We start from the raw sequence: 25,409 nt of genomic DNA on the forward strand, positions 1-25,409 counted from the left end.
AAGCTAACACATTGGTTACTTATTGATAATTCATAATTAACGTAGACTTTACAAGGTAGAGGTTTCTTTGCACCAATAAATCAAACGGCAAAAATGAAAACACTTTTTAAAACTTTATTCTTACTAATTACGTCAATTACATTCGCTCAAAGCGGATCTATTGTTGGACAACTTACCGACACCGATTACAATAACGAACCTCTTCCTTTTGCAAATGTATTTTTAAAGGGAACTTCAACTGGAGTAACATCTGATATAGACGGGTTATATTCTTTAGAAAATATTGAACCTGGTACTTACACCGTAGTTTATAGCTACGTAGGTTATGAAACTGTTGAAATTCCCAATGTAAATGTTACTGCTAATAAAGTAACTAATATTAATGTGCCGATGGGTGCAAGTGCTGCCGCACTAGATGAAGTTGTTATAAAAACTATAACTCGCCGAGAAAGTGCAGTTGCTTTACTACTAGAACAAAAGAAAGCTGTAGGAATTTCCCAATCTATTGGTGCTGAAGATCTTTCTAGAAAAGGTGTAAGCGACGCAGAGGGCGCCGTAACCAAAGTAACTGGAGTGAAAAAACAAGCCGGGACCAAAAACGTTTTTGTTCGCGGTTTAGGTGATCGTTACAATTCAACAACCTTAAATGGTTTGCCACTACCTTCAGAAGATCCTGAATACAAGAACATTTCTTTAGACTTTTTCGCTTCAGATATTATCGAGAGCGTAGGAATCAACAAAACTTTCTCCGTACCACTTTACGGCGATGTTGCGGGTGCTAATATTGATATAGTAAGCAAAGAACTTACGGGTCCTGGAAGTTTACAATTTTCAATTTCACCAGGGATAAACTCTCGCGCAATCGGGAAGGATTTCTTAACAATGGATAACGCTAAATATATTGGTAACATCCACAATACCAATGTTCCAATTACCAATTTAAACATTCATTCTTTCGACAATAATTTTAAACCAGAAACTCAGAACGCACAGCTAAACGGCAGCTATTCACTTTCTGGTGGAAAACGAATTGAGCTTGGAGAAAATCAATTGAGCTTTTTCATTGTTGGAAGTTTAGATAACAATTATGAATATCGCGAAGGTGCTTCAGACAGAATAAATGCAGCAGGTGGTTTTAATCAGCAGTTTGATAAAACTGAATACAATTATAATGTGTCAAAACTTGCAATGGCAAATGTAAAATTTCGTTTTGAAGAAGGAGATTACATTTCTTTAAACAGTATGTTCATCAAGAGCAATACTCAAAGCATTTCAGATTATTACGGTTTAAAATCAGGATTAACTGAAAACGATGAACCTGGAAATCCAGTTCGTGCTTTTATTAGAAGACAACAGGAAGAAGAAAACAATCTCTTTGTAAACCAGCTTTTAACTTCACTTACACTTTCAGAGAAATTAAGTTTAGATGCTGGGGCTTCATTTAATACTATCCGCGGATACGAGCCAGACAGAAGAACAAACACTTATGTAATCGATGTAAATAGCGACGTGGCAAAAGCTGCTTCTGGAAGTGCATTAAACAATCGTTTCTACTCAAATCTTGAAGAAGATGATTTGGCTGGAAAACTTTATTTAAACTATGCTTTAAATGGAGAAAACGAATTTAGCAACAACAGTAAAATTCGCTTAGGGTACAATTACAGAAATACCGATCGCTCTTTCAATTACACTCAGATAAACTATATTTTAGACAGTCCAACAGTTGTGGATATAGACAATCCAGACACTTCACTATTTAATCAACAGTCTCTGAACGATGGAATTTTCAGACTTACTACCAATCGCGGGGATGGTCGTGACGGTAATGATCCTTTTATACCTTTTTCTTATAACGGAAAGAGAACTTTACACGCTGGTTTAGGAGATATTAGCTATGACTTTTCAGAAAAATTTTCAGCGAATATTGGGATGCGTTATGAAAAAGTAAAGCAAGAAGTGTTTTTCGATACTAACCTTGCCACTACAAACGATCCAAATACCGATCCTTCGCTAATTGATGAAAACTTTATCCTTCCAAGTTTCAACTTGAAGTACAATTTCAATGAAAACAGCATATTGCGTTTGGCGGGAAGTAAAACATATACACTACCACAGTTTAAGGAAGTAGCTCCTTTTTTATATGAAAATGTAAGTTTCAACAGCTTTGGAAACCCGTATTTATTAACTGCTGATAACTACAATCTAGATTTAAAATACGAATACTATTTCAGTAGAAGTGAAATAATAGCCGTAACAGGTTTCTACAAAAACATTCAAAACGCAATTAACCGAATTGAAGTTAATTCGGCTGCTGGAGAACTATCCTATGTAAATACGGGCGATGCAAATATTGCAGGAGTAGAGCTTGAATTGAGAAAAGACATCTTAAATATTACAGATGAATCAGACAACGAAAAGAAATTGACATTTGGTTTAAATGCTTCATATCTGTATTCAAATCAAAAACTTGAGGATGTTCCAACAGATAATCTTACTGTGAGATTTACAAATAAAGAAGATGAATTAGAAGGTTCTTCTCCATTCATCTTAGGAACCGATTTAACCTTTAACTTAAACAAAAACAATAGCGGAATTACAAGTTCAGTTGTTTTCAACTACAATAGTAAAAGTATTTACTCTCTAGGAACAGGTGGTGACGATGCAAATCCTGGTTCTGGAAAAAGCAATATTATGCTTGCCGCTGTTCCTACTTTAGATTTGATCAACAAAATTGCCATCAATAAAAACTTCGGAATCAAACTTAACATTAAAAACATATTGGATCCTGAGTATAAATTGACGCAAGCAGTAAACAACATTGGTGTTGCTAATCCTGCATTACCTAACGGACAAGAGATTCCAGTTGAAAGTTATAAAAGAGGAGTTTCTTTTAGCGCCGGCGTTTCGTATTCATTCTAAAAAACTATTAACCCAAACTTAATATTAACCTAAACCAAAGGAAACACTACAACAGTTTCTTTGCATCAAACTTTAAAATCAAAAATGAAAACAATGAAAAAATTACTTTTATCAACCTTTGTATTAGCAGCCTTAACAATTAGTAGCTGTAGTAAAGATGATAGTAGCGATCCAGTTGCTGTTACTTGTAATGACGGAATTCAGAATGGAGATGAAACTGGAGTAGACTGCGGTGGTTCTTGCGAGCCATGTGCTGTGGAAGGTCAAAAAGACGGAATTATAAACTCTCAAGACGATCCAGATTTAGATGCGTCAGATCTTAAAGGAAATGTTACTGCCGATGTTCGCCTTACAAATGATACAGTTTGGGTTTTAAGTGGTCCATTAAGCGTAAAAGAGGGGGCAACTTTAAGCATAGACGCTGGAACAACAATTAAAGCGGTTGCTGGTGGAACTAATGTTTATCTAGTAATTGAGCAAGGTGCAAAAATTAACGCAGAAGGAACTGCAGATGCGCCAATTAGATTTACTTCAAATGCTTCTAACCCTCGATCTGGTGACTGGGGAGGAATTCTTATAATCGGGAAAGCACCTCTTAGTGGTGGTGGAACTGCTACAACTGAAGTTGTTGACCTTACTTACGGTGGAACAGTTGAAAACGACAACTCTGGAGTAATGAAATATGTTGAAGCTTCTTACACTGGTGCTAGAATAAACGGTGATAAAGAATTTAACGGAATTACTTTTTACGGTGTTGGAAATGAAACAGTAATTGAAAACTTAGCAGTTTTTTACTGCGATGATGATGCCTACGAGTGGTTTGGTGGTACTGTAAATGTAAAAAACCTAATTGCAGTAAACATTAAGGATGATATGTTTGACTGGACTCAAGGTTGGACTGGAACTGCAAAAAACCTTTATGGATTACGCGAATCTGACTTTACAGCAATTACTGAAGACCCTCGCGGATTAGAAGGTGATGGTAACCTAGATGGTAACTCTCCTGGTGACACTGGACAGTCTAACCCTACAATTGATGGTTTAGTTTTAATAAACGGATCTATCATTGAAATGGCAGATATGATTAAGGTACGTCGTGGAAGCGGACTTACATTAACTAATGCTTATGTAGCATTTGCTAACGAAGATGCTAAAGCTTCAGACTTTATCGATCTACAAGATGGTAAGGGTAATGCAAATGGCTCACTAGTAAATATATCAATTGTTGGAAATTCTTCAACAGGACTTGATATAACAGACGTAAAATCAACGGAAAATGCTGTAATTGAAGTGACAGACGGGACTACTCCAACTGTAAGTAGAGACCTTTTCAATTGGACAGCATACGATTTTGAATAAGTACTTGAATTAGCAAAATCCTAAGCCCAGTTTCAGTTGAAAACTGGGCTTTCTTTTTTTAAAGCAATTTCGAAAAACATAAAACCAATAGATAATAAATATCTCAATTTAACCATTTGGTAATATTATGTTTACCACAATTAAACATTGAGTTTGTTTCTTTGGTTCAGCTTTAAGAGCAAATTTAAAATCGTTTTAGTTTTTGTCGACTAGATTTTAAACCGGGCTTCACTTCATCGTGAAGCCCTTTTTTGCTTAGTATTAAATAATTAATTTCAATTCTTAACATTCAGGTAACATTAAATTCGGTTCTTTACAGCGACAAAAACTAAAAAATTGATTTCTTAATGCCACACAAGTGCTTATTAATTAGCTTCTTGGTACTTTTCTGTTCAGTTGTGTCTGCTCAAGAAGAATCAGGCAATCCATTTACTTTTAAATGGGAAAACGGCTTCAAACTCAATAGTCAAAACAATCAATTCTCCCTAAAATTTGGCGGTCGAATAATGGTCGACCACGCTTATTTGTTTCAGAGCAGCGAACTAAACGAAAGTTTTGGACCATTAACATCAAAAAGTGGAACGGAAATTCGCCGTGCTAGACTTTATTTTTCAGGAGATATTTATAAGAACACCTTTTTTAAGTTTCAAGTAGATTTTGCTGGAGATCAAGTATCGTTAAAAGATGTTTACATCGGATTCAAAAACATTCCAATAGTCGGGAAAGTAACGGTCGGACATTTTAAAGAACCTCTTCGACTTTCTGCAATAAACAGTAGTAAATACACAACATTTTTAGAGCCAGCTCAAAATATAGATTTTGCACAAGTTCGCAATAACGGTATTCTTCTATCCAACGATTTTTTAAACCGACGTTTATCCGCACAATTTGGAGCTTTTAGAAATGCCGACAATAACAGCAATGATGTTTTTGCAGATGACGGTTATGTAATTGGGGGAAGAGTTACTGGATTAGTAATTAATGAAGAAGAGAAAAACCACCTATTGCATTTAGGAGCAGCTTACAGCTATAGAAACCCAAAAAGCAAGGAATATAGCGTTTCTGTTAGACCAGGGGTACACCTAGCTCCTAAATACCTGGCTACAGGCCCAATTGAAAACTTAGACTATGTGGGACTTAAAAATTTTGAATCCGCGTACGTACATGGAGCCTTTTCATTCCAAGGAGAGTACTTAACAGCATCGGTAAATACCTACTCCAGAACTTATAAATTTTCAAATTATTATGGGGAATTCAGTTATTTTTTAACAGGAGAAAGCAAGAAATTCAAAGGGTCTTATGCCGGTTTTGACAGGGTAACACCTAACAAAAACTTCGGTGGAAATGGCAAAGGCGCAGGAGCTTGGGAAGTAGCATTACGGTATTCTGAAACAGACTTAACCGATAAATCAGTTCTTGGTGGAAATCAAAAAGATATCGCCTTAGCACTTAATTGGTATCCAAATCCAGTTACGCGATTGATGCTAAATTATGTTTGGGCGGATATTGAAGGTAAAGGCCAAGGAAATTATTTACAAGGAAGATTACAAATTGAATTTTAAATTGCATAGTTAACAATTTGGTAACAAACACTCCTTTTTTATATAGGAAATTTGCACCAATTTAATAATCGACAAAAATGGACAATATTTATTTATTAATGATAGTTGCACTTGTTGCTTTAGCCATAGCAGATTTAGTTGTGGGTGTAAGTAATGACGCTGTAAACTTTTTAAACTCTGCAATTGGCTCAAAAGCTATTCCGTTTAAAGGAATATTAATTATAGCCAGTTTGGGAATCTTTATTGGAGCCGTATTTTCAAGCGGAATGATGGAAGTCGCCCGAAAAGGAATCTTCGTCCCCGGGGAATTCTATTTTGATGAAATTATGATCATCTTTATGGCCGTAATGATTACCGATATCTTACTGCTGGATTTTTTCAACACCATTGGTTTACCTACATCTACAACGGTATCAATTGTATTTGAATTATTAGGAGCCGCAGTAATTATGGCGCTTATAAAAATTGGCCATAACGATGCCGAAACAATCTCTTCACTTTCAAAGTATATAAACACTGAGAAAGCTGTTGAAATTATTGTGGGAATTCTCCTCTCCGTCGTCATTGCCTTTACGGTCGGGGCGATAGTACAATACCTATCTCGATTAATTTTCACCTTCCATATAGAGCAAAAGATGAAATATTTCGGAGCTATTTTTGGAGGGATTGCTTTAACTGCAATTAGCTACTTTATTTTTATGAAAGGACTAAAAAGTACACCTTTTTACAGTAGTTTTAAAGGAGTAGTTGAAAGTAATACAGCTTTAATTATAGGTATAAGCTTTATTATTTGGACTGTATTCTCGCAACTATTTATGATGGTTACCAAAAAAAGCATCCTGATAATAGTAATTGCAGTAGGGAGTTTCAGTCTTGCTCTAGCATTTGCTGGTAACGATTTGGTTAACTTTATTGGTGTGCCAATGGCCGCTTACCACAGTTATATAGATTGGTCTACATCTGGCGTTGATGCTTCTGCATATGCAATGACAAGTCTTGAAACAGCAGTACCTGCAGAACCATTTTTATTGTTTGCTGCAGGAGCAATTATGGTTTTAACATTATGGTTCTCTAAAAAAGCAAGAACGGTATCTGATACAGAGATCGATTTAGCACGTCAAGGAGATGGTCATGAGAAATTTAGCCCTAATATGTTATCAAGGTTTTTAGTTAAATCTAGCACTTATTTAGCTACATATTTTGAACATATTCTTCCAAAATCAATGCAGGAGAAAATAGATAAGCGCTTTGAGAAGCCAGTAATTGAATTACCAAAACACAAAGCATACGAGATGCCTGCTTTTGATATGATTCGTGCTTCTATTAACCTTGTTGTTGCAGGTATATTAATTGCTACTGCTACTTCAATGAAGCTTCCTCTATCCACAACTTACGTAACTTTTATGGTTGCCATGGGTACATCCTTAGCAGACAGAGCTTGGGGTCGTGAAAGTGCTGTTTACCGCGTTGCAGGTGTACTAAATGTTATTGGAGGATGGTTCTTTACTGCCTTCGTTGCATTTACTGCAGCAGGAACCTTAACTTACTTAATTTTTATAGGAAGGGGAACTATGATTGCTGTACTTCTTCTATTAGCTATTTTATTGTTGGTTAGAAACTACATTTCTCACAAAAATAAGGCTAAGCTTAAGATGAATAAAACAGGTTTAAAGAAAACCGAAAGTAAAACTGTTCAAGGTATTATTCAAGAAAGTGCTGAAAACATTAGTAATGTTGTTTCTCGCTCAAACAAGATTTACACCGATATGTTGCGAGGCCTTGCAAAACAAGACACTAAGAAACTAAAGAAGAGTAAAAAAGGTGTTTCAAAGTTAAATGATGAGGTAGAAGAATTGCGAGATAACTTATTCTATTTCATTAAAAATCTTGACGATACAAGTGTTCGTGGAAGTAATTTCTACATCATTATCTTAGGTTATTTAACGGATATCGCTCAGTCGTTAGAATTCATTTCTAAAGCAAGTTACAAGCACGTTAACAACAACCACAAAGCACTTCGTTTCAACCAAATTAAAGACCTACAAGAAGTTGATAGACATCTTGAGGGCTTATTAAATGAAATTGAAGATATATTCGACAAGAAAGAATTTGAACGTATTGGTCAAGTTTTAAATAGAAAAGAGGAAGTTTACGCTAGTCTTTCAAACAAGATTGAAAAGCAAATTGCCCGAACCAGAACTGAAGAATCTAGCCCGAAAAACACTACTTTGTATTTCAGCTTACTGCTAGAAACAAAAGACTTAGTGAAAGCCTTGATGAACTTGATGGAGGAGTATCACTCAAGTTATAAAAAAGCGTAATTCATCGCTTTTAAATAAAAATCCCTCGGTAAAACTTTCTGTCATTACTGAGGGGTTTTTTTTATCACCTATTTAAATCGTACCGTTTTTAACTAAAATAAAGATTGTTGTTGCCAAGGATTTTCGTGTTCTAACAACCATTTCTTACGATGTAGTCCGCCAGCATAACCCGTTAAGGATCCATCACTCCCAATTACTCGATGACAGGGAATAATAATCGAAATTGGATTTTTACCATTTGCTGAAGCTGCAGCTCTTATAACTTTGGGATCGCCAAGTTTATTTGCTATTTGCTGATAATTAAGTGTTTTCCCAAAAGGAATATTTAAAAGTTCGTTCCAAACACGTTTTTGAAAATCTGTACCCTTTGGAGTAATTTTCACATTAAAGGTTGAACGTTTACCTTCAAAATATTCTTGAAGTTGAGTAACCACATCATTTAATTCCTTTGGAATATTTTCTGAAATAGCTAAGGAATCATCATCCTTAAAAAGTATGGACGATACTCCTTCTGAATTCCCTACAATTTCTATAACTCCAATTGGAGATTGCGTAAAAACTGTGTGCATTACTCCGAATTATCTTGAGGTTTGTCAATATCATTAATTTGAATTCCTATTCGCTTAGCTCGTTTTTCCCAGTTCTTTCGGGCTTGTAGTTGTAAATCTTCAATATTATCACTCTCGTCCATGATTTCGAGACCTAAAAGAGTTTCTATGATGTCTTCCATAGTAACTACCCCAATAGTATTGCCAAAATCGTCCACTACCGCAGCGATATGAACACGTTGCTTAATAAACGTCTCAAACAAATCTGGAATTGGTTTTTCTGCCGAAACCATAAATATTTCTCTCCTAATATCGCTTAATAACTTGTCGCCACGCTCTTCAACGATTTCTTCTAAAACATCATCTCTTAGCACGAAACCGGTAATGTTATGCGTTTTATCTTTATAGACAGGGATTCTTGAAAATCTTAGATTTTTATTTGATTCATGAAATTTTTGAAGAGTCATTTTTTCATCTTCTAAGGTTACAACAGGAAATGGTGTCATTACATCTTTTGCTTGTACACTTTTAAAAACCAAAAGATTTTTAATTACCGTAGTCTCATTTTCTTCAAAAACACCTTCTTCTTCGGCAGCATCGGTAATCGCCATAAATTCTTCACGACTCATAGTACTTACATGAGCTGATTTTCCAACCATTTTGGTCACAATCATCAATAGCCAAAGTATTCCCGTATACTTTAAAGGGAAAATTATTATCTTCAAAAACATAGCTGTAAAAGAGCCTAAACTCTTCCAGTATGTAGCTCCAATTGTCTTTGGGATTATTTCTGAAACTATAAGAATTAAAATTGTCATTATAGCTGAAACAATTCCAACTATATTCATTCCAAAAACCTCCACTTTATACGGTAGTTTTTCTGCTTGTACTCCCACCAAGATTGCACCCACAGTATGAGCAATTGTGTTGATAGTAAGTATTGCTATTAAAGGCTTATCTATATCCTTCTTGAAATTGGTGAGTGTTTTTGCATAACCTTTTCCTTCTTTGGTTTTCATTCGTAAAAACGTAGGAGTGAAACTCAACAATGCTGCTTCTAAAATAGAGCATAAGAATGAAAATAATATCGATAAAACCGCATAAACTATTAATAACGTCATATATAGATGAATATTTTTTTTGATAAAAATAAAGATTTATAAACGTTATTAACGATAAGGTCTTGTTAATTACATAAAAAAAACCGCCTCATTGGGCGGTTTTAAATGAATTATGTTTAAGAAGCCTTTAATAACGGTCTTAATGTATTTTCCCAACGTTTAGCGTTTTGCAAACTAATATATGGGTCTGTACTTAGTTCCTCATCATCGTATTCGTTGTAAAATGTTATTTCTTTACTGCCGGTGTTTTTAATAATTTCAAGCCCAACCCAATCTAATGTTTTTTCGGTTTGCTTTATACTCTTCACTCGACAAGCTTTTACCTCCTCCATATTTACAATAGTAAAATCGGCTACTGGATTTTTCTTAGTAGAATAAACCATTTTATTAGTGTTAGGATCAACACCAATCACTACATTTCCGAGGATTTCTAAATTGTCTAACCTAATTCCATTTTTTTCAGAAAGGGAATTGATAGTTTTTTTTACTTTTCTGTCAAGTCCTGATGCGTTTACAATCATATAGCCTACAGGTACAGCTATCAACAATAATATTATTAGCCCAATTAGGGATGCACTTATTTCCATAATAGATAATTTTTAGATGAATAAATTGAATAAATAATGGCTTGAAAATCAATTCAAACCAGACGAATTAATTATCCAAAAATTACCAGAAGAAATGAAATGGAAAGAGATATTGAAAAATCAGTTCACGTTTGTCCTTTAAAGAAAAAGAACATTTAATAACTGAAGAATTACAGGTATTTGGAAACTCTTTATTAGAATAAAAAAGTCCGGTCAAACCTGCATTCGAAGATTCATTTTGGGTGATAGTTTGAGAAGCCTCTCCTATTGATACCTTATTAATTTCAAAAGGCTTGCTATTATCATCTTGTTGAAACTGAGAAACAACAACAGCTTTATCTGTAGTCGAAAGTACTTCACTTGCAATAGCAACATTCCCGAATACCAAAAAAGTGGCAATCGTAATTAAGAATGTATTTATATGTTTTTTTGCAAATTTCACTAAACAAATGTAATCTAAAATTGAATTCGAAAATTTAAATTTTTGCTAATTATTAAATCCACTAAAATATTAAGAGCGATGTTTTTTAGACTATAATCTAAAAAACATCGCTCCTATTATCTTATGAGGTTCAAGCTATGAAATAATCTTCACAACGTCTTTAGCAAAGTAACTTGCAATCATAGAGGCTCCAGCTCTTTTTATAGCTGTAATTTGCTCCATCATAACTGCATCGTGATCTAACCAACCTTTTTCAGCTGCAGCTTTTAACATAGAATATTCTCCACTAACTTGATAAACTGCCACAGGAACATTTACCTCATTCTTAATTTCACGAACAATATCTAAATAGCAAAGCCCAGGTTTTACCATAACAATATCTGCTCCTTCTTCAATATCCATTATGGTTTCACGAATAGCTTCTTCGCGGTTCGCAAAATCCATTTGATACGTTTTTTTATCCTTTGGAATATTTTTTAAATCTACTGGAGCAGAATCTAGTGCGTCTCTAAATGGACCGTAGAATGCAGACGCGTATTTAGCGCTATAAGCCATAATCCCGGTATTGTGGAAACCTTCATCTTCCAATAAGGTTCTAATCTCAAAAATACGTCCGTCCATCATATCACTAGGTGCAATAACATCGGCACCTGCCTGAGCGTGACTAAGTGACATTTCGGCTAAAACGGCACTACTATCATCGTTAAGAATTATTCCTTCAGATACAATTCCATCGTGGCCATAGGCTGAAAATGGATCTAATGCCACATCGGTCATTACAAGCATTTCAGGTACAGCATTTTTAACTGTTTTAATAGCACGTTGCATCAACCCATCAGGGTTTAATGCCTCTTTTCCGGTGTTATCCTTCAATTTATCATCAACTTTTACGAAAAGCAAAACCGACTTTAACCCAAGCTTCCATAGTTCCTTTGCCTCTTTTTCAAGCAAATCTAAACTCAACCTATAGTAATTTGGCATTGAGGCAATTTCCTCTTTAACACCTTTCCCTTCAACAACAAAAAGCGGAACGATAAAATCATTCGGACTTAAAATTGTTTCGCGAACTAAACTTCTCATACTTTCACTAGTTCGCAATCTTCTGTTTCTTCTTAATGGATACATATCTATTTAGATTTTAAATTTTAGACTTGAATTTTTAGATTGTTTGATAAATCTAAAATCGCCGATTTAAAAATCAAATCCGCAAAATTATTCTACCAAAAACCATATTTTACATGATATTTTAAACTCGTTAAAATACTTTATTTTTAGCGTTGCAAATTTACTACTATAATCTGAGCCTTCCATATATTGAACACGCTATCCTCATCCCTACTATTCAAATTTACCTGGCGAAGCTATCAAGCGCGTTTTTTGGAAGATTTCGAAATGCATATAGAAGATAAACATTTGCATATAGTAGCGCCTCCTGGCGCTGGAAAAACTGTTTTGGGGTTAGAAATGGTACGCAGAATAAACAAAAAGACACTCATTTTATCCCCCACTTTAACAATTCGTAATCAATGGTACGAGCGAATGTTAGAATGTTTTGTAAACGGTGAACATTCAATACAAGTTTCCTTCAACTTAAAAAACCCAAAAACACTTACCTTTTCTACGTATCAATCTTTACATTCTTTTTATAAGAATGAAATGGAAAGTTCTGATACTAAATTGCTTAATTTTTTTCAGAAATGTGGAATCGAAAATCTTCTTTTAGACGAGGCGCACCATCTAAAAAAGGAATGGTGGAAACCCCTAATTAGTTTAAAACAACTTCCAGATTGCACTGTAATTTCTCTGACCGCAACCCCACCATATGACAGTGAAGCCAATGAGATAGCCAACTATTTTAAATTGTGTGGTCCTATAGATATGGAAATCGGCTTACCAGAATTGGTAAAGGAAGGGAACATATGCCCACATCAGGATTATATTTATTTTTCGCTACCGGATGAAGAACAAATTCGATATATAATCAAATATCGCGAGCAGATACTAGCCTTTGTTTCATGGTTAAAAGCAGATGAAGATTTTAAAAACTTTATTCTGAAGCATCCATTTTATGAGAATACTGAAAATTTACTAGAAGCTATTTACGAACATCCAGATTTCTATTCGGCGATGCTTATATACTTAAATTCGATTGATTTTGAAATTCCTTCAGAAAAAATTGAAGTATTAGGGGTGAACCCAAAAAACATCACCTTCCCTTCATTTACTTATGAGTGGGTTGAAGCTTTACTGCAACCCCTTTTAGTTGATAATAGAGAGGTTTATATTGATAATGAAACTCTGCTAAATACCCTTGAAAAGAAGCTGCGAAAAATTGGTGCTTTCGATAAACAACGGATTAATCTTGTTGGCGAAGGCAATCTGTATCGTTCCCTCTCCCAAAGTCCTTCAAAGCTTAGGAGTATTGTTGAAATCACGAAGATAGAAAGTGAAAACTTAGGGAATTCACTGAGAATGGTAGTTCTTTCAGACTATATCAGAAAAGAGTATCTCGATTTTAAATATGGTGAGACGCTTTCAGATATCAACAAAATGGGGGTAGTTCCTATCTTTCAGCATCTTCGAAACAACATAAAGAACGACGATTCTTTAAAACTTCAAAAAAGTAAATTAGCCGTACTTACTGGCTCGTTGATTTTAATTCACAATTCGGTGTTGAATGAATTAACCTCTAATATATCTAGAAATGCTTTCACTCAATCCATTTTATGGGACACAGAGTATATTATTATCAAGCCAACATTATACGGAAAAAAGCAAATAATAGGCGCTATAACGCAACTATTTGAAGATGGATTTATTCAAGTCGTTGTTGGCACGAAATCGTTATTGGGTGAAGGCTGGGATGCACCAGCAATTAATACACTCATTCTAGCCTCATATGTTGGCTCCTTTGTAACCTCCAATCAAATGCGCGGTCGGGCACTTCGCATAAACCCTTTAAAACCCGAAAAAGTAGCAAACATCTGGCATCTTGCTTGCGTGGATCCCACTAGTAATATTGGCGGTGCCGATTTAGAAACGTTAACCCGAAGGTTTAATGCCTTCTGCGGAATTTCTCTTGAAAGACAACCTTATATACAAAACGGTATTTCCCGTTTTAAAATAACCAGGGCGCTCTCAGAAGTAGAAGTTTTAAATGAGAAAATGTGCTCTTTGGCATTAAATCGCCCCAACGTAAAGAAAAGATGGGATAAAGCGCTAGAAAAGGGAAACATATTGATTCGAGAGTTGAAGCTAGATTTTGAATCCAAAACAACTTCCACAAAACCAAAAAAGTATTATTATAGAGATTTAGTGAAATATGCCTTTGTCGAAATTTCAGTATTAATGGCAATTACCATTCCTGAACTTTTTTTAAAAAACTTTTTCACCTTAGTTTCACGTGGATTTCTTTATTTCTTCTATGCCGTAGGAAGCGGAATTGTTTTAATATTTGTCCCAAAAACTTTTAAAGCACTCAAATTATATCTTAAATATGGCAGAAGAGATAAACAGTTGAAAAAAATGGCAAATGCCTTAAAAGCAGCTATGATTGAAAAACAGATTATAAAATCTGCCGCAACCGAAATTGAAGTTGTAATTGAAAATATTAATCAAACGGAAATAAGCTGTTTTTTACAAGGTGCCACAGTTAAAGAAAGTTGGCTTTTTACAGATTACCTTGAAGAAATTATATCTCCTGTTGAAAATCCGCGCTATATTGTTAGTCAATCTGGCTGGTTTAGAAATAAATTGGGGCTTGCCAATTATTACAGCGTTCCAAAGCTATTTGCCGAAAGGAAAAAGGATGCAGATTTATTCTTCAGACATTGGAAAAAATACAATGGAAAGGCAGAACTCACTTTTACTAGAAATGCTATAGGCAGAAAACTATTGTTAAAAGCCCGCTTTCATTATTTTCAGCATGGGAACAACCTAAAATCAAAAAAGTCGTTGATATGGAAGTGATGGTAGTTCCCTGCAAAGGCGAAGCTAATTCACTTATGATCTGGGACTCCCTTGCAGGAACAGTGATATTTGTATCGCTGTGAAGAAAACTAGTCTGCAAAAGAAAGTTTCTGGACAATCAAGAAAATGGCTGTGCAGATTAAACCCACTCTTTAGGGTTTCTTAATACCTCAACAAGCTTTTCTTCTTCACTCCCCGCCTCTGGATGATGATCGTACTTCCATTGAACGTGTGGCGGTAAACTCATTAAAATACTCTCTATACGACCGTTGGTTTTTAATCCAAACAAAGTTCCTTTATCGTGAACTAAGTTGAACTCAACATAACGCCCACGACGAATTTCTTGCCAAGTTCTATTTTCTTCAGAATATGAAAGGTCTTTTCTCTTTTCAACAATCGGCAGATAACAATCTAAGAAACTATTACCAACTTCGGTTACAAAATTGTACCAGTCTTTCATATTCATCTCATCGGTCTTCTTTAAATAATCAAAAAACAAGCCTCCAACTCCACGAGCTTCATCGCGATGAGAATTCCAAAAATATTCGTCGCAACGCTTTTTGTACGTCGAATAAAACTCACTATTATGTTTGTCGCAAGCTGTTTTGCACACCTTGTGAAAATGTGCTGCGTCTTCTTCAAATAAGTAGTAAGGTGTTAAGTCTTGTCCTCCACCAAACCAACTATCTACAATATTTCCTGCAGCATCGTACATTTCAAAATAGCGCCAGTTTGCATGTACTGTTGGTACCATTGGGTTTTTTGGGTGTAGTACTAAGCTCAAGCCACAAGCAAAAAAATCTGCGTCTTTTACTCCGAAATACGCCTGCATACTTTCAGGTAATTTCCCGTGTACTTCACTAATATTAACTCCTCCTTTTTCAAAAACATTTCCGTTTTCAATCACGCGAGTTCGGCCGCCACCGCCTTCTTTGCGAATCCATTTATCTTCTTGAAACTTCGCCTTACCGTCTATTGACTCTAAGGCTGAAGTTATTTCGTTTTGTAAATTTTTTATGTAGGCTACAAATTGTTCTTTCATATTCTTTTTAGTTTGGGAGTTTGGGTCCACAAAACAGTTGCTTTTGTTGTTATCGCCGGGTAAGTCAAAATTATTTTGAATCTGACTATTTCCTGCAAGATGTTCCCCCGCCTTTTCTGCGGGGGCTCCTTGTAGGTCTTCTCCTGCAAGTATTTCTTTATTATGTGAATACGCCATATTTTCTATAGATTCAAAAAGAGTGTTAACTATATAATCTTTTGAAATTTTAAAATATTCTGGTTGACTTAGATTTAAATAATGATGAAAAGAGGAAAACTTATACTTTGTAATATCCTGTGTTTCTTTAGGATTATTATGAATATAAATTAAAAGAGACTTTATATAGTTTTCATCCTTAACCTTTATTCTTTTAAAATGCTTTTCAAATAAGCTTCCCGTACGTCCTGCAAATTTATTGAATGCCTTTGCATAAGCATTGAAAAAATCGGAAATACTCTTAGTAAATTCTTCCGGTTTCGAATTAACTTGAATAAGAAAATGGAAGTGATTATCCATTAAACAATAACCAAAAACTTCAACATTCTGAGCAACATATTTTCCAAATAATTGAAGAAAATAGCGTTTGTTTTCTTCAGTCTTAAAAATATTCTCCCCATTAATACCTCGATTGTAAATATGGTAGTAATGTGATTGTTCAATTGTTTCTAGTTTCATAATCCTTCGTTTTTAATACCTACAAGGTCTTAGAGACCTTGCAGGATGTCTTAGAGACCTTGCAGGATGGTTTCAAAACCTTACCAAAACGCAGACGAGTTACAGTATATTAGACACCCTTTGAGTTGTTTTTTGGTTTTCCAAAACTTTTAAAGTTTCTGTGCTTGCTGCGGTTACTGAAAGAGGTAAAACCAAGATAATTCCAACCACAGGAATTAATAGTACAAGCATAAATACAATACCGTTTCCTATTGCCAAACCTCGGTTTTTCTTAACAAATTGAATGCTTTCAGCATATTTAAAATGTCGCTCTAACGTATAGTCCATATTTCCAAAGCCTGCGTAATAACTCTGTATTAAAAACAACAAAATTGATGATGCTATTCCAATTACAGGGATAAAACCGATTAGAATTATAGGTATGGTAATCATTAACTCCATCAATAAGTTTCGGACATTTAGTCGAATTCCTCGCCATAATTGCCCCGCATTGGTTGTGTTTCTATGCGAGTGGTCTATGTTGTCCACCCCGTATAAATGCTTTTCAATTTTTTCTGAAACAGGACTCATAAAAGGTGCACTAAGTGCCATTACAATATGCCTATAAAGAATAAGCCCAAGTGCAATGATAATTAAGGCTCCTATAAATTCGCTTATCGTTTTAAAAGTCTCCGCTCCCCATTCCCAAAACCAAACTTTTGATATAAATGCACCAAGATTATCACTTAAACCCCAAGCTGAAAACGCAATTAAGATTGCCGTAAAAAAACTAATTGCCATCGGCACTCCAAAGTACTTCCAAAGCCCAAGTTTACTTATAAGCTTGAAAGTTCCAACGTATGCTCTTATGCCTCTTAGAATGTTTTTAATCATAGTTTTGAGTTTCAAACGTTGCAGAATAACTATAATGACAAACTAGGCTATATAGACCAACTTATCATCAAATCTCTCAACCTCTTCAACAGTTTCAATCTTTGCCGCTTCCTCTGCTTTTTGTTTCAAAAAAGTTACAATTTCTTCCTCGCTTTTATTCTTTATTTCTTCATAAAAAATAATTCCCATTAAATTATTATGGATATCCATGGCTCTATCTAATGGTTCGTTAGGTGAGAAATCCTCGTGCCAATCGGTGAACTTTTTAGCCCAAGCTTTTGCTTTTTCCTCATCCCTCCTCCACTTTAAGCATCTTCGGATTATCAATATCACCCAGAGGGCGTGCCTAAATGCATTTGCCGGATTATTTAAATGATGCGTATTGCCATATTCTTTCTGTGCAATAAGCATACAATTTTTGGTGGCAAAAATGGTTGGAATTCCATAAAACGGATTTCTAATAAAAAGACCAAGCAACCCAAAGAGTTGCTTGAAATCTAATCTATTAAAAATTCGCCAAAGCATTTAATCTTGTTTGTATTCTTTTACAGCTTCTATAAAAGCACCTGCATTCTCAATTGGAATATTAGGTAAAATACCGTGTCCTAAATTTACTATATAACGATCTTTTCCAAACTCATCAATCATCTGTTTCACCATCTTTTTAATTTCAGACGGCGGACTGAAAAGTCTAGTCGGATCAAAGTTACCTTGTAGGGTAATGTTTCCTCCTGTTAGGTATCTAGCGTTTTTAGGAGAACAAGTCCAATCTACACCTAATGCAGAAGCACCACTTTTAGCCATTACATCTAAGGCAAACCAGCATCCTTTTCCAAATACAATAACTGGAGATTCATCTTTTAATGCGTCGATAATCTGTTGAATATATTTCCAACTAAATTCTTGATAATCGGTTGGTGAAAGCATTCCACCCCAACTATCAAAAACCTGAACAGCATTAACACCTGCTTTTACCTTTTCTTTTAAGTATAAAATTGTAGTATCAGTAATCTTCTGAAGCAATTCGTGTGCAGCAACTGGTTGTGTAAAACAAAACTCTTTTGCTTTGTCAAAATTCTTACTTCCTTGACCTTGCACACAGTAGCATAAAATTGTCCATGGACTTCCAGCAAAACCAATCAATGGAATTTCATCGTTTAATTTTTCCTTGGTCATTTTAATAGCTTCCATTACATAGCCAAGTGTGTCATTAATATCTGGTACAATAACGCGTTCCAAATCTTTTTGAGAACGGATTGGCTCTGGAACCCACGGGCCAATTCCAGGTTTCATTTCTACGTGAATATTCATGGCCTGTGGAATCACCAAAATATCACTAAATAAAATAGCAGCATCCATTCCGTAGCGACGGATAGGTTGTACTGTAATTTCACTAGCGAGTTCAGGAGTTTGGCAACGAGTAAAGAAATCGTATTTCTCTTTAATCTCCATAAACTCCGGAAGATATCTTCCTGCTTGACGCATCATCCATACAGGTGGACGCTCCACGGTTTCTCCGCGAAGTGCTTTTAAGAATAAATCGTTTTTTATCATAGCATTATTATTATAAACCTAACAGATTTAACCCCATAGGCTTACAGATATTAAGTTCGTAACATTTTTACAGTCTTCGCTATTACACTTTCAACAATTGTAGCGTTTGAAACAACTACATGATCTGTGTAATTTTTAGCTTCTGAAGCAGTTGTTGTGCCAATGCACACAGCCAAGGCTTCAGTTTTATTTTCTCTAAAATAACTTCTTACACCACTCGGACTAAAAAACATGATTGCATCAAATTGTCTTTCAATCTTTTTTGGTTGTAAGCTTGTATTGTATACTTTTATTTCTTCGAAAGAGACATTATTTTCATTTAAAGCTGAAGGGATAACGTCGCTTCTTATATTTCCACAGAAAAAATAAAAATGATCGTTTTTATGATTTTCAACTAAATATGGCGCTAATTCCGAAGCATATTCAGTCATTTTGATCACTTTTTGACCATTTTTCTCTAAAAGTGCCTTAGTCTTTTCTCCTACACAATAGCAATTCTGAATTTTAATATTCGCATGTTGAATAGCACTTACAGAGTTTTGACTCGTAATTATAGCATTATCAATTTCAGAAGGCGCTTTAAAGTCTATAAAGTCGATTTTTATTGCGTTGTATTCTACCAATGATATCCCTGCGTTAAGCAACAATTCCCTTTGGGAAAAGCTCAGTTTTTTGGTAGACAGAACGCTCTTCATTACAACATTATTAGCAGCCTATTTATTGGTATGCTGTTTAATTTCGGCCATTAATTCTTTTCCTCCATTAGACAGTATGTTTAAAGCACATTCTCTTCCAAATCTTTTATAATCTGATGTTTTTACCCTTTTTTCAATTTCAAGCATATCTTTTCCATCTAAAGAAAATAAGCATCCTTTAAACATCACCTCATCGTCAATAATTTGAGCATAAGCACCAATTGGCGCAGTACACCCACCCTCTAAAGTATTTAAAAATTCTCTTTCTATATGGGTGCATATTTCTGAAGCGGAATGATTCAATTTTGATGTAGCTTCTATTGAAAACGGATCGTTCTCCATTGCAACTATCACCATCGCGCCTTGTGCTGGCGCAGGAATCATCCAATCTAAGTCGATGAATTTTCCTGGCAACACATTAATTCTTTCCAATCCTGCTTTAGCAAAAATTGCTCCCTCCCATTTATTGTCTTTCAATTTCTGTAAACGGGTGTTTACATTTCCGCGTAAATCAACCAAATTATGATTGGGATATCTGTGTAGCCATTGTGCTTGTCTTCGAAGACTTCCAGTTGCGATTGTACAAGGTTTTTCAAAGTCAACCTCAGATTCAACTACTAGAATATCCTGTGATGTAGCTCTTTCTAATACTGCAGTTTGCACTATTCCTTTAGGTAAAAGAGTAGGTACATCTTTCATACTGTGCACAGCTATATCAACAATACCGTTAATCATAGCTACATCTAGCGTTTTGGTAAATATACCAGTAATACCCATCTCGTAAAGAGGCTTGTCTAGGACTAAGTCTCCTTCTGATTTTACGGGCATTAGCTCGGTTTTATAACCTAGATTTTCTAGTTTAGATTTTACAGTATTGGCTTGCCAAAGTGCTAATTCACTATCGCGGGTACCAATTCGAATGGTTTTTTTCAAGACTAAGCAGTTTCAAGTTGGAAAACTCTTCTAATTAGTTCAATACTTTCGGCAGAGCCTTCTTCGCCTTTTAAGTGATTGACAAAATGTGTAGTAATTTTTTGAATTAGCCTATCGCTGATAATATCGGCTTGTTCTTGATTAAAGCCTTCTATCTTTTTACTTTGATAGTCTATCTCACCTTCTTTAATTTCAGCAAGCTTAAGTTTTAAAGCTCTAATGGTAGGAGCAAATTTTCTGTTGTCCGCCCATTTATTGAAATCTTTTTCAATTTCAGAAATAATCTTTCTCGCTTTTGGCAATTGTGATGCACGTTGTTCTAACGTTTCATCGGTTAATGCTGAAAGTTCATCCAAATGAACTAGCGTTACCAATTCATTTTCTAAAACATTTTCAGAAACGTTTTTAGGAATTGAAAGATCTAAAATTAAAAGTGGTCTTTTTAAATATAAAAGTTCCTTTGAAATAGTTGGCTGTTGTGCGCCTGTTGCAACAATAAGAATATCGGTTTGCGCTATTTCACTTTGTATATCGGCATAATCCTTAACCACCAAATTAAATTTACCTGCAACTTTCTCAGCAGTTTCTTTGGTGCGGTTTATAAGGGTTATATGATCGTTTTTTGTGTGTTTTATTAAGTTCTCACAAGTATTTCTACCAATTTTTCCAGTTCCGAAAAGTAAAATATTTTTTTCTGAAACCTCTGGAACCATCTTCATAATGTATTGCACCGCGGCAAAACTAACAGATGTTGCTCCTGAAGAAATTTTAGTCTCATTTTTTATACGCTTACTTGCTTGAATAACTGCATTTGCAAGACGCTCCATAAATGGATTGAAAATATCGTGTTTTTTAGACTCGCGAAACGAATTACGCAACTGACTAATAATCTCGAAATCTCCTAAAATCTGACTATCTAATCCAGTTCCAACAGTAAAAATATGCGAAACGGCATCGTGGTTTTTATAAATATAGGCTACTTTTTCAAACTCTTCTACAGTACCATTTGTATATTCGCATAGTAACTTTATAAGCTGATATGGATGTTGTGCAAAACCATAAAGCTCCGTACGATTACAAGTAGAAATAACGGTAAGTGATGGAATTCCATTTTCTTTCGCTTGCTTTAAGATTTGCTTTTTTGTATTATCATCAATACTAAAATGACCGCGTATCTCGGCATCTGCTTTTTTATAGTTTAGTCCAATCGCGTAAAAATGACCCTCAAGGGTTTCACCAGAATATGACTTTAAGTTATTTTTCATCCACAAAGAATATTTGAGAAATAGAAATTAAGGATGCCTAGCTTATTCATTTCTGTAGTATGTAAAAAATTTTTAGGCATAATATTTAAAACTAGGCAAATGTACTGTCATACTTTTTCAAAAAGTAACGCTAGCGGTATCTTTTGTATCGCTACGTGTTAAAATTAATCAAAATATGACATTTATCATATATAATGCCCTAATTTAGCGGTTTCCCAACAAATATAACATATTTTTATTTAGAACTATTCTAAATAAATCAATTCAATATTTAAATGAATAATCAAAAAAATACCGCTCAAAGTTTACATGAAAACGGGGTAGGTTTTTATGAAGAAATAGCAATTGAAACTGGTTTTTTCATTTTAAAATTCAACAACGAAACTAATGATAATCAAATATTTAAGCGAGAAGTAAGTTCTAACTTTATTCAATTTCACTTTTGCATAAAAGGAGCGGCATCATTTTCATTCAACAATGGTAACTACGTTCTACCTATAAAAGAAAATAACTCACTTTTACTATATAACCCTCAAAGAGATTTACCGTTAGATTTGCACGTAACCCCTAACACCTGGGTGCTTTCAGTATTGCTTCCTATTAATAAGTTCCACAGTTTTTTTTCAACGGAAGCCGATTATATCACCTTCTTAAATGAAGAAAATAAAGACCGGAAATATTATAAGGACAGTCCAATTTCACCTTCTATGGCAATTGTGTTGAATCAATTGATGAATTACAACTTACACCCAACTATAAAACCTCTATATTTTAAAGGGAAAGCTTATGAGTTGCTAAGTTTATATTTTAATCGCCCTGCCGATGCCGACATAGAGCAATGTCCGTTTTTAGCAGATGAAGTGAATATTTCAAAAATTAAACAGGCCAAGCAAATTATTATCTCTAGGATGGCTGAGCCACCTACCCTACAACAGCTTGCCGATGAAATTAATTTACCAATTAACAGATTAAAAGAAGGGTTTAAGCAAATTTACGGCGATTCGGTGTTTAGTTTTTTATTCGACTATAAAATGGAAGTTGCACGTCAATTATTAGCTACAGGATCACATAACGTAAACGAAGTTGGACTTAAAGTAGGATATAGTACTTCAAGTCATTTTATATCCGCATTTAAAAAGAAATTCGGCACTACTCCAAAGAAATTTTTAATGGGTCTTAATGTTTAAACATCCTAAATACTAAAGTTTTTAAATGTCTATTGAAACTGAACTAGTAGAAACTATCTTTAAAAATCTCACTTTCACTTTTGAAGAGAAACAATTACTAGCGCAAAGTTTTAAAAAACTAAATCTTCCAAAACACAGTTTATTGCTAGAAGCTGGACAGCAGGTTTACGACCAATACTTTGTTGCAGACGGATGTTTACGTACATATTATATAGACCCAGAAGGGAAGGAACACACGGTTCAATTTGCAATAGAAGATTGGTGGATTAGCGATTACACCGCATTTTTTAGCAGCAGCAAAGCAGTAATGAATATTGAATGTATTCAGGATGCTATACTTTTTAAAATATCTAAGGAAGACATGGAATTGCTTTATTTAAAGATTCCAAAGCTAGAATCTTTCTTTCGCAAAAAAATGGAGCGCGCCTTTGCCTCTTTTCAAAAAAGAATAATTTCTAATCTCGCTCAATCTGCCTCCGAGCGTTATTTAAGTTTTGTAAACTTCTATCCTAATATAGAGCAAAACGTAAAAAACTACCATATTGCTTCCTATCTAGGAATTACCACCCAAAGCCTTAGCCGAATTCGCAAAGAACTAGTAAAAGGTTGATTTATTACCATAGGTCAATTTTTTTGACAATTCTACCCGCTACCTTTGCTGTTATAAATAAGTGAATAGAGTTTAAAGGCTATGAAGTTATTCATTAAACCGAATTTAATTCTTTTTACGGTGATAATCACCTCGTTAACTTCTTCTTGTGGAAACTCACAAAAAGACGAGATAACAAATGAAGAATTAAAGCCATTAACACAAGAAAAGATGAAAAAGGTATTATTTGTATTAACAAGTCACTCCGATTTAGGAGATACAGGAGAGAAAACGGGATTTTGGGTAGAAGAATTTGCTGCTCCTTATTATTTACTTAAAGATAAAGGTGTTGAAATTACAATAGCTTCTCCTAAAGGAGGTCAACCACCGATAGACCCAAAAAGCGAATCTCCGGAATCACAAACCCCAGCTACGGTAAGGTTTTATAAGGATAAAGAAACGCAAGCCATACTTGCCAACACAGTAAAATTAGAAACAGTAGATCAGGCAAACTTCGACGCTGTTTTCTATCCTGGTGGACACGGACCGTTATGGGATTTAGCTGAAGACAAAAATTCTATTGCACTTATAGAGTCATTTTATAATAACGACAAAACAATTGCAGCTGTATGTCACGCTCCTGCAGTATTCAAGAATACTAAAAAAGCAGTTAGCACACCTTTAGTTAAAGGAAAAAAGGTTACAGGTTTTACTAATAGCGAAGAAGATGCAGTACAATTAACCAATGTTGTTCCATTTTTAGTTGAAGACATGTTGAAAGAAAATGGAGGAGAATATTCTAAAGGTGAAGATTGGGCTGTTTATGCAGTTGAAGATGGACTATTAATTACAGGTCAAAACCCAGCATCTTCAGAATTAGTTGCTGAGAAATTATTAGAAAAATTAAATAAGTAAAAGTTAAGAAAACCATAGATATATGAAATTAATTGAAGATTTGAAGTGGCGTTATGCTACTAAAAAAATGAATGGAGAAACCATTCCACAAGAAAAACTTGATTATATATTAGAAGCAGCGCGATTAGCTCCTTCGTCTTCTGGACTTCAACCTTATAAAATATTTGTAATCACTAATAAAGAGTTATTACTTAAATTAAAGCCAGCAGCTTGGGATCAAAGTCAGATTTTGGATGCTTCACACGTTTTAGTTTTTGCTTCTTGGGATGGGTATACTTTAGACAGAATAGAATCTGTTTTCAATTACACAATGAATGAGCGTGGATTACCGCTTGAAACTATGGACGCATATAAAAACAACCTTTGGAGTATGTACGAACCACTAAGTCAAGAGTGGCATGCACATCACGCTGCTAAACAAGCTTATATTTCATTTGGTTTGGCTATTGCAGCTGCAGCTGAGCAAAAAATTGACGCTACACCTATGGAAGGATTTACTCCTGAAACTGTAGATGAGCTTCTAGACTTAAAGAAACAAGGTCTAAAGAGTACACTTATTTTAACGCTAGGTTACCGCGATGAATCGGAAGACTGGTTGGTAAATATGAAAAAAGTACGTACTCCAAAAGAAGAATTTATAACTGAGATAAGTTAGAGTCTGATTAATTGTTAGTTTGTAAACCCCCGATATTCAAGGAAAATTGAATTTTCGGGGTTTTTTTTGTTTTAATCTTTTCTGCTTCAGCAATTAAGGCTTAAATAACACATAAGCTTTTCTAATATTGCCATAGGATTAATTACCAATATCAATCTTGAAGGTTCAATTTTAAAAGAGTAATTTTGTTTTTTTTAA

The 25,409-nt window shown here is 34.7% G+C and carries 21 protein-coding genes and 1 pseudogene; 9 read left to right on the forward strand and 13 right to left on the reverse strand.

Annotated features, from left to right (window positions below; genetic code table 11):
* Positions 1 to 93 precede the first annotated feature (93 nt).
* From FHP04_RS10910 to FHP04_RS10925, 4 genes are all read left to right on the forward strand, one after another.
* The gene (locus FHP04_RS10910; RefSeq protein WP_139856174.1) at positions 94 to 2,919 is read left to right on the forward strand and encodes a TonB-dependent receptor; all 2,826 of its coding nucleotides are present in this window, start codon (positions 94 to 96) and stop codon (positions 2,917 to 2,919) included.
* Between the two features lie 93 nt (positions 2,920 to 3,012).
* Entirely contained in the window at positions 3,013 to 4,278 is a 1,266-nt protein-coding gene (locus tag FHP04_RS10915; protein WP_139856175.1) for a hypothetical protein, read from the forward strand.
* Between the two features lie 347 nt (positions 4,279 to 4,625).
* Positions 4,626 to 5,840: an OprO/OprP family phosphate-selective porin gene (locus FHP04_RS10920; protein WP_139856176.1), complete on the forward strand. Its 1,215-nt coding sequence runs from the start codon at positions 4,626 to 4,628 to the stop codon at positions 5,838 to 5,840.
* Positions 5,841 to 5,917: 77 nt separating this feature from the next.
* On the forward strand, positions 5,918 to 8,161 hold the full coding sequence (locus FHP04_RS10925) for an inorganic phosphate transporter (protein WP_139856177.1): 2,244 nt from the start codon (positions 5,918 to 5,920) through the stop codon (positions 8,159 to 8,161).
* Between the two features lie 92 nt (positions 8,162 to 8,253).
* Here the strand turns inward: FHP04_RS10925 and FHP04_RS10930 are convergent, their stop codons facing one another.
* The 5 genes from FHP04_RS10930 to hemB form a co-directional block, all read right to left on the reverse strand.
* The gene (locus FHP04_RS10930; RefSeq protein WP_139856178.1) at positions 8,254 to 8,730 is read right to left on the reverse strand and encodes a methylated-DNA--[protein]-cysteine S-methyltransferase; all 477 of its coding nucleotides are present in this window, start codon (positions 8,728 to 8,730) and stop codon (positions 8,254 to 8,256) included.
* On the reverse strand, positions 8,730 to 9,830 hold the full coding sequence (locus FHP04_RS10935) for a CNNM domain-containing protein (protein ID WP_139856179.1): 1,101 nt from the start codon (positions 9,828 to 9,830) through the stop codon (positions 8,730 to 8,732). The genes FHP04_RS10930 and FHP04_RS10935 overlap by 1 nt, the downstream gene beginning before the upstream one ends.
* A gap of 116 nt (positions 9,831 to 9,946) precedes the next feature.
* Positions 9,947 to 10,417 carry a hypothetical protein gene (locus FHP04_RS10940; protein WP_139856180.1) on the reverse strand — a complete coding sequence of 157 codons (471 nt, stop codon included), beginning with the start codon at positions 10,415 to 10,417 and terminating at the stop codon, positions 9,947 to 9,949.
* An 82-nt stretch (positions 10,418 to 10,499) separates the two neighbouring features.
* The gene (locus FHP04_RS10945) at positions 10,500 to 10,859 is read right to left on the reverse strand and encodes a hypothetical protein (protein WP_139856181.1); all 360 of its coding nucleotides are present in this window, start codon (positions 10,857 to 10,859) and stop codon (positions 10,500 to 10,502) included.
* A gap of 135 nt (positions 10,860 to 10,994) precedes the next feature.
* Complete coding sequence (hemB, locus tag FHP04_RS10950) at positions 10,995 to 11,984, reverse strand: porphobilinogen synthase (RefSeq protein WP_139856182.1); 990 nt, start codon at positions 11,982 to 11,984, stop codon at positions 10,995 to 10,997.
* Between the two features lie 189 nt (positions 11,985 to 12,173).
* Here hemB and FHP04_RS10955 point away from each other — a divergent pair, with 189 nt between their 5' ends.
* A complete protein-coding gene (locus FHP04_RS10955; protein WP_139856183.1) occupies positions 12,174 to 14,828 on the forward strand; it encodes a DEAD/DEAH box helicase family protein in 2,655 nt (884 codons plus the stop codon).
* A gap of 139 nt (positions 14,829 to 14,967) precedes the next feature.
* On the opposite strand, the gene hemF is transcribed toward FHP04_RS10955, so the two are convergent.
* The 8 genes and pseudogenes from hemF to hemA form a co-directional block, all read right to left on the reverse strand.
* Positions 14,968 to 15,870 (reverse strand): oxygen-dependent coproporphyrinogen oxidase, encoded by a 903-nt coding sequence (gene hemF / locus FHP04_RS14725; RefSeq protein ID WP_246051423.1) that lies wholly within the window; start codon positions 15,868 to 15,870, stop codon positions 14,968 to 14,970.
* A gap of 321 nt (positions 15,871 to 16,191) precedes the next feature.
* Positions 16,192 to 16,545 (reverse strand): annotated as a pseudogene (locus FHP04_RS14830) (transposase); the annotation flags it as partial.
* Positions 16,546 to 16,644: 99 nt separating this feature from the next.
* Positions 16,645 to 17,418, reverse strand: a complete 774-nt coding sequence (locus tag FHP04_RS10965; RefSeq protein WP_139856185.1) for an EI24 domain-containing protein — start codon at positions 17,416 to 17,418, stop codon at positions 16,645 to 16,647.
* A gap of 42 nt (positions 17,419 to 17,460) precedes the next feature.
* Positions 17,461 to 17,943: a DUF6973 domain-containing protein gene (locus FHP04_RS10970; protein ID WP_139856186.1), complete on the reverse strand. Its 483-nt coding sequence runs from the start codon at positions 17,941 to 17,943 to the stop codon at positions 17,461 to 17,463.
* Positions 17,944 to 18,972, reverse strand: coding sequence for a uroporphyrinogen decarboxylase (hemE, locus tag FHP04_RS10975; RefSeq protein WP_139856187.1), 1,029 nt, complete (start codon positions 18,970 to 18,972; stop codon positions 17,944 to 17,946). It abuts the gene before it with no gap.
* 50 nt (positions 18,973 to 19,022) lie between these two features.
* On the reverse strand, positions 19,023 to 19,667 hold the full coding sequence (locus tag FHP04_RS10980; protein ID WP_139856188.1) for a uroporphyrinogen-III synthase: 645 nt from the start codon (positions 19,665 to 19,667) through the stop codon (positions 19,023 to 19,025).
* Between the two features lie 18 nt (positions 19,668 to 19,685).
* Entirely contained in the window at positions 19,686 to 20,600 is a 915-nt protein-coding gene (hemC, locus tag FHP04_RS10985) for a hydroxymethylbilane synthase (protein WP_139856189.1), read from the reverse strand.
* A gap of 2 nt (positions 20,601 to 20,602) precedes the next feature.
* Positions 20,603 to 21,865 carry a glutamyl-tRNA reductase gene (hemA, locus tag FHP04_RS10990; protein WP_139856190.1) on the reverse strand — a complete coding sequence of 421 codons (1,263 nt, stop codon included), beginning with the start codon at positions 21,863 to 21,865 and terminating at the stop codon, positions 20,603 to 20,605.
* A gap of 275 nt (positions 21,866 to 22,140) precedes the next feature.
* Here hemA and FHP04_RS10995 point away from each other — a divergent pair, with 275 nt between their 5' ends.
* From FHP04_RS10995 to FHP04_RS11010, 4 genes are all read left to right on the forward strand, one after another.
* Entirely contained in the window at positions 22,141 to 23,052 is a 912-nt protein-coding gene (locus tag FHP04_RS10995; RefSeq protein ID WP_139856191.1) for a helix-turn-helix transcriptional regulator, read from the forward strand.
* A gap of 25 nt (positions 23,053 to 23,077) precedes the next feature.
* Positions 23,078 to 23,662, forward strand: a complete 585-nt coding sequence (locus tag FHP04_RS11000; protein WP_139856192.1) for a Crp/Fnr family transcriptional regulator — start codon at positions 23,078 to 23,080, stop codon at positions 23,660 to 23,662.
* Positions 23,663 to 23,743: 81 nt separating this feature from the next.
* Positions 23,744 to 24,556 (forward strand): type 1 glutamine amidotransferase domain-containing protein, encoded by an 813-nt coding sequence (locus FHP04_RS11005; protein WP_246051421.1) that lies wholly within the window; start codon positions 23,744 to 23,746, stop codon positions 24,554 to 24,556.
* A gap of 22 nt (positions 24,557 to 24,578) precedes the next feature.
* Positions 24,579 to 25,211 carry an NAD(P)H-dependent oxidoreductase gene (locus tag FHP04_RS11010; protein WP_139856193.1) on the forward strand — a complete coding sequence of 211 codons (633 nt, stop codon included), beginning with the start codon at positions 24,579 to 24,581 and terminating at the stop codon, positions 25,209 to 25,211.
* Positions 25,212 to 25,409: the final 198 nt, after the last annotated feature.

This window comes from Aequorivita sinensis (assembly GCF_006346335.1).
GTDB lineage: Bacteria > Bacteroidota > Bacteroidia > Flavobacteriales > Flavobacteriaceae > Aequorivita > Aequorivita sinensis.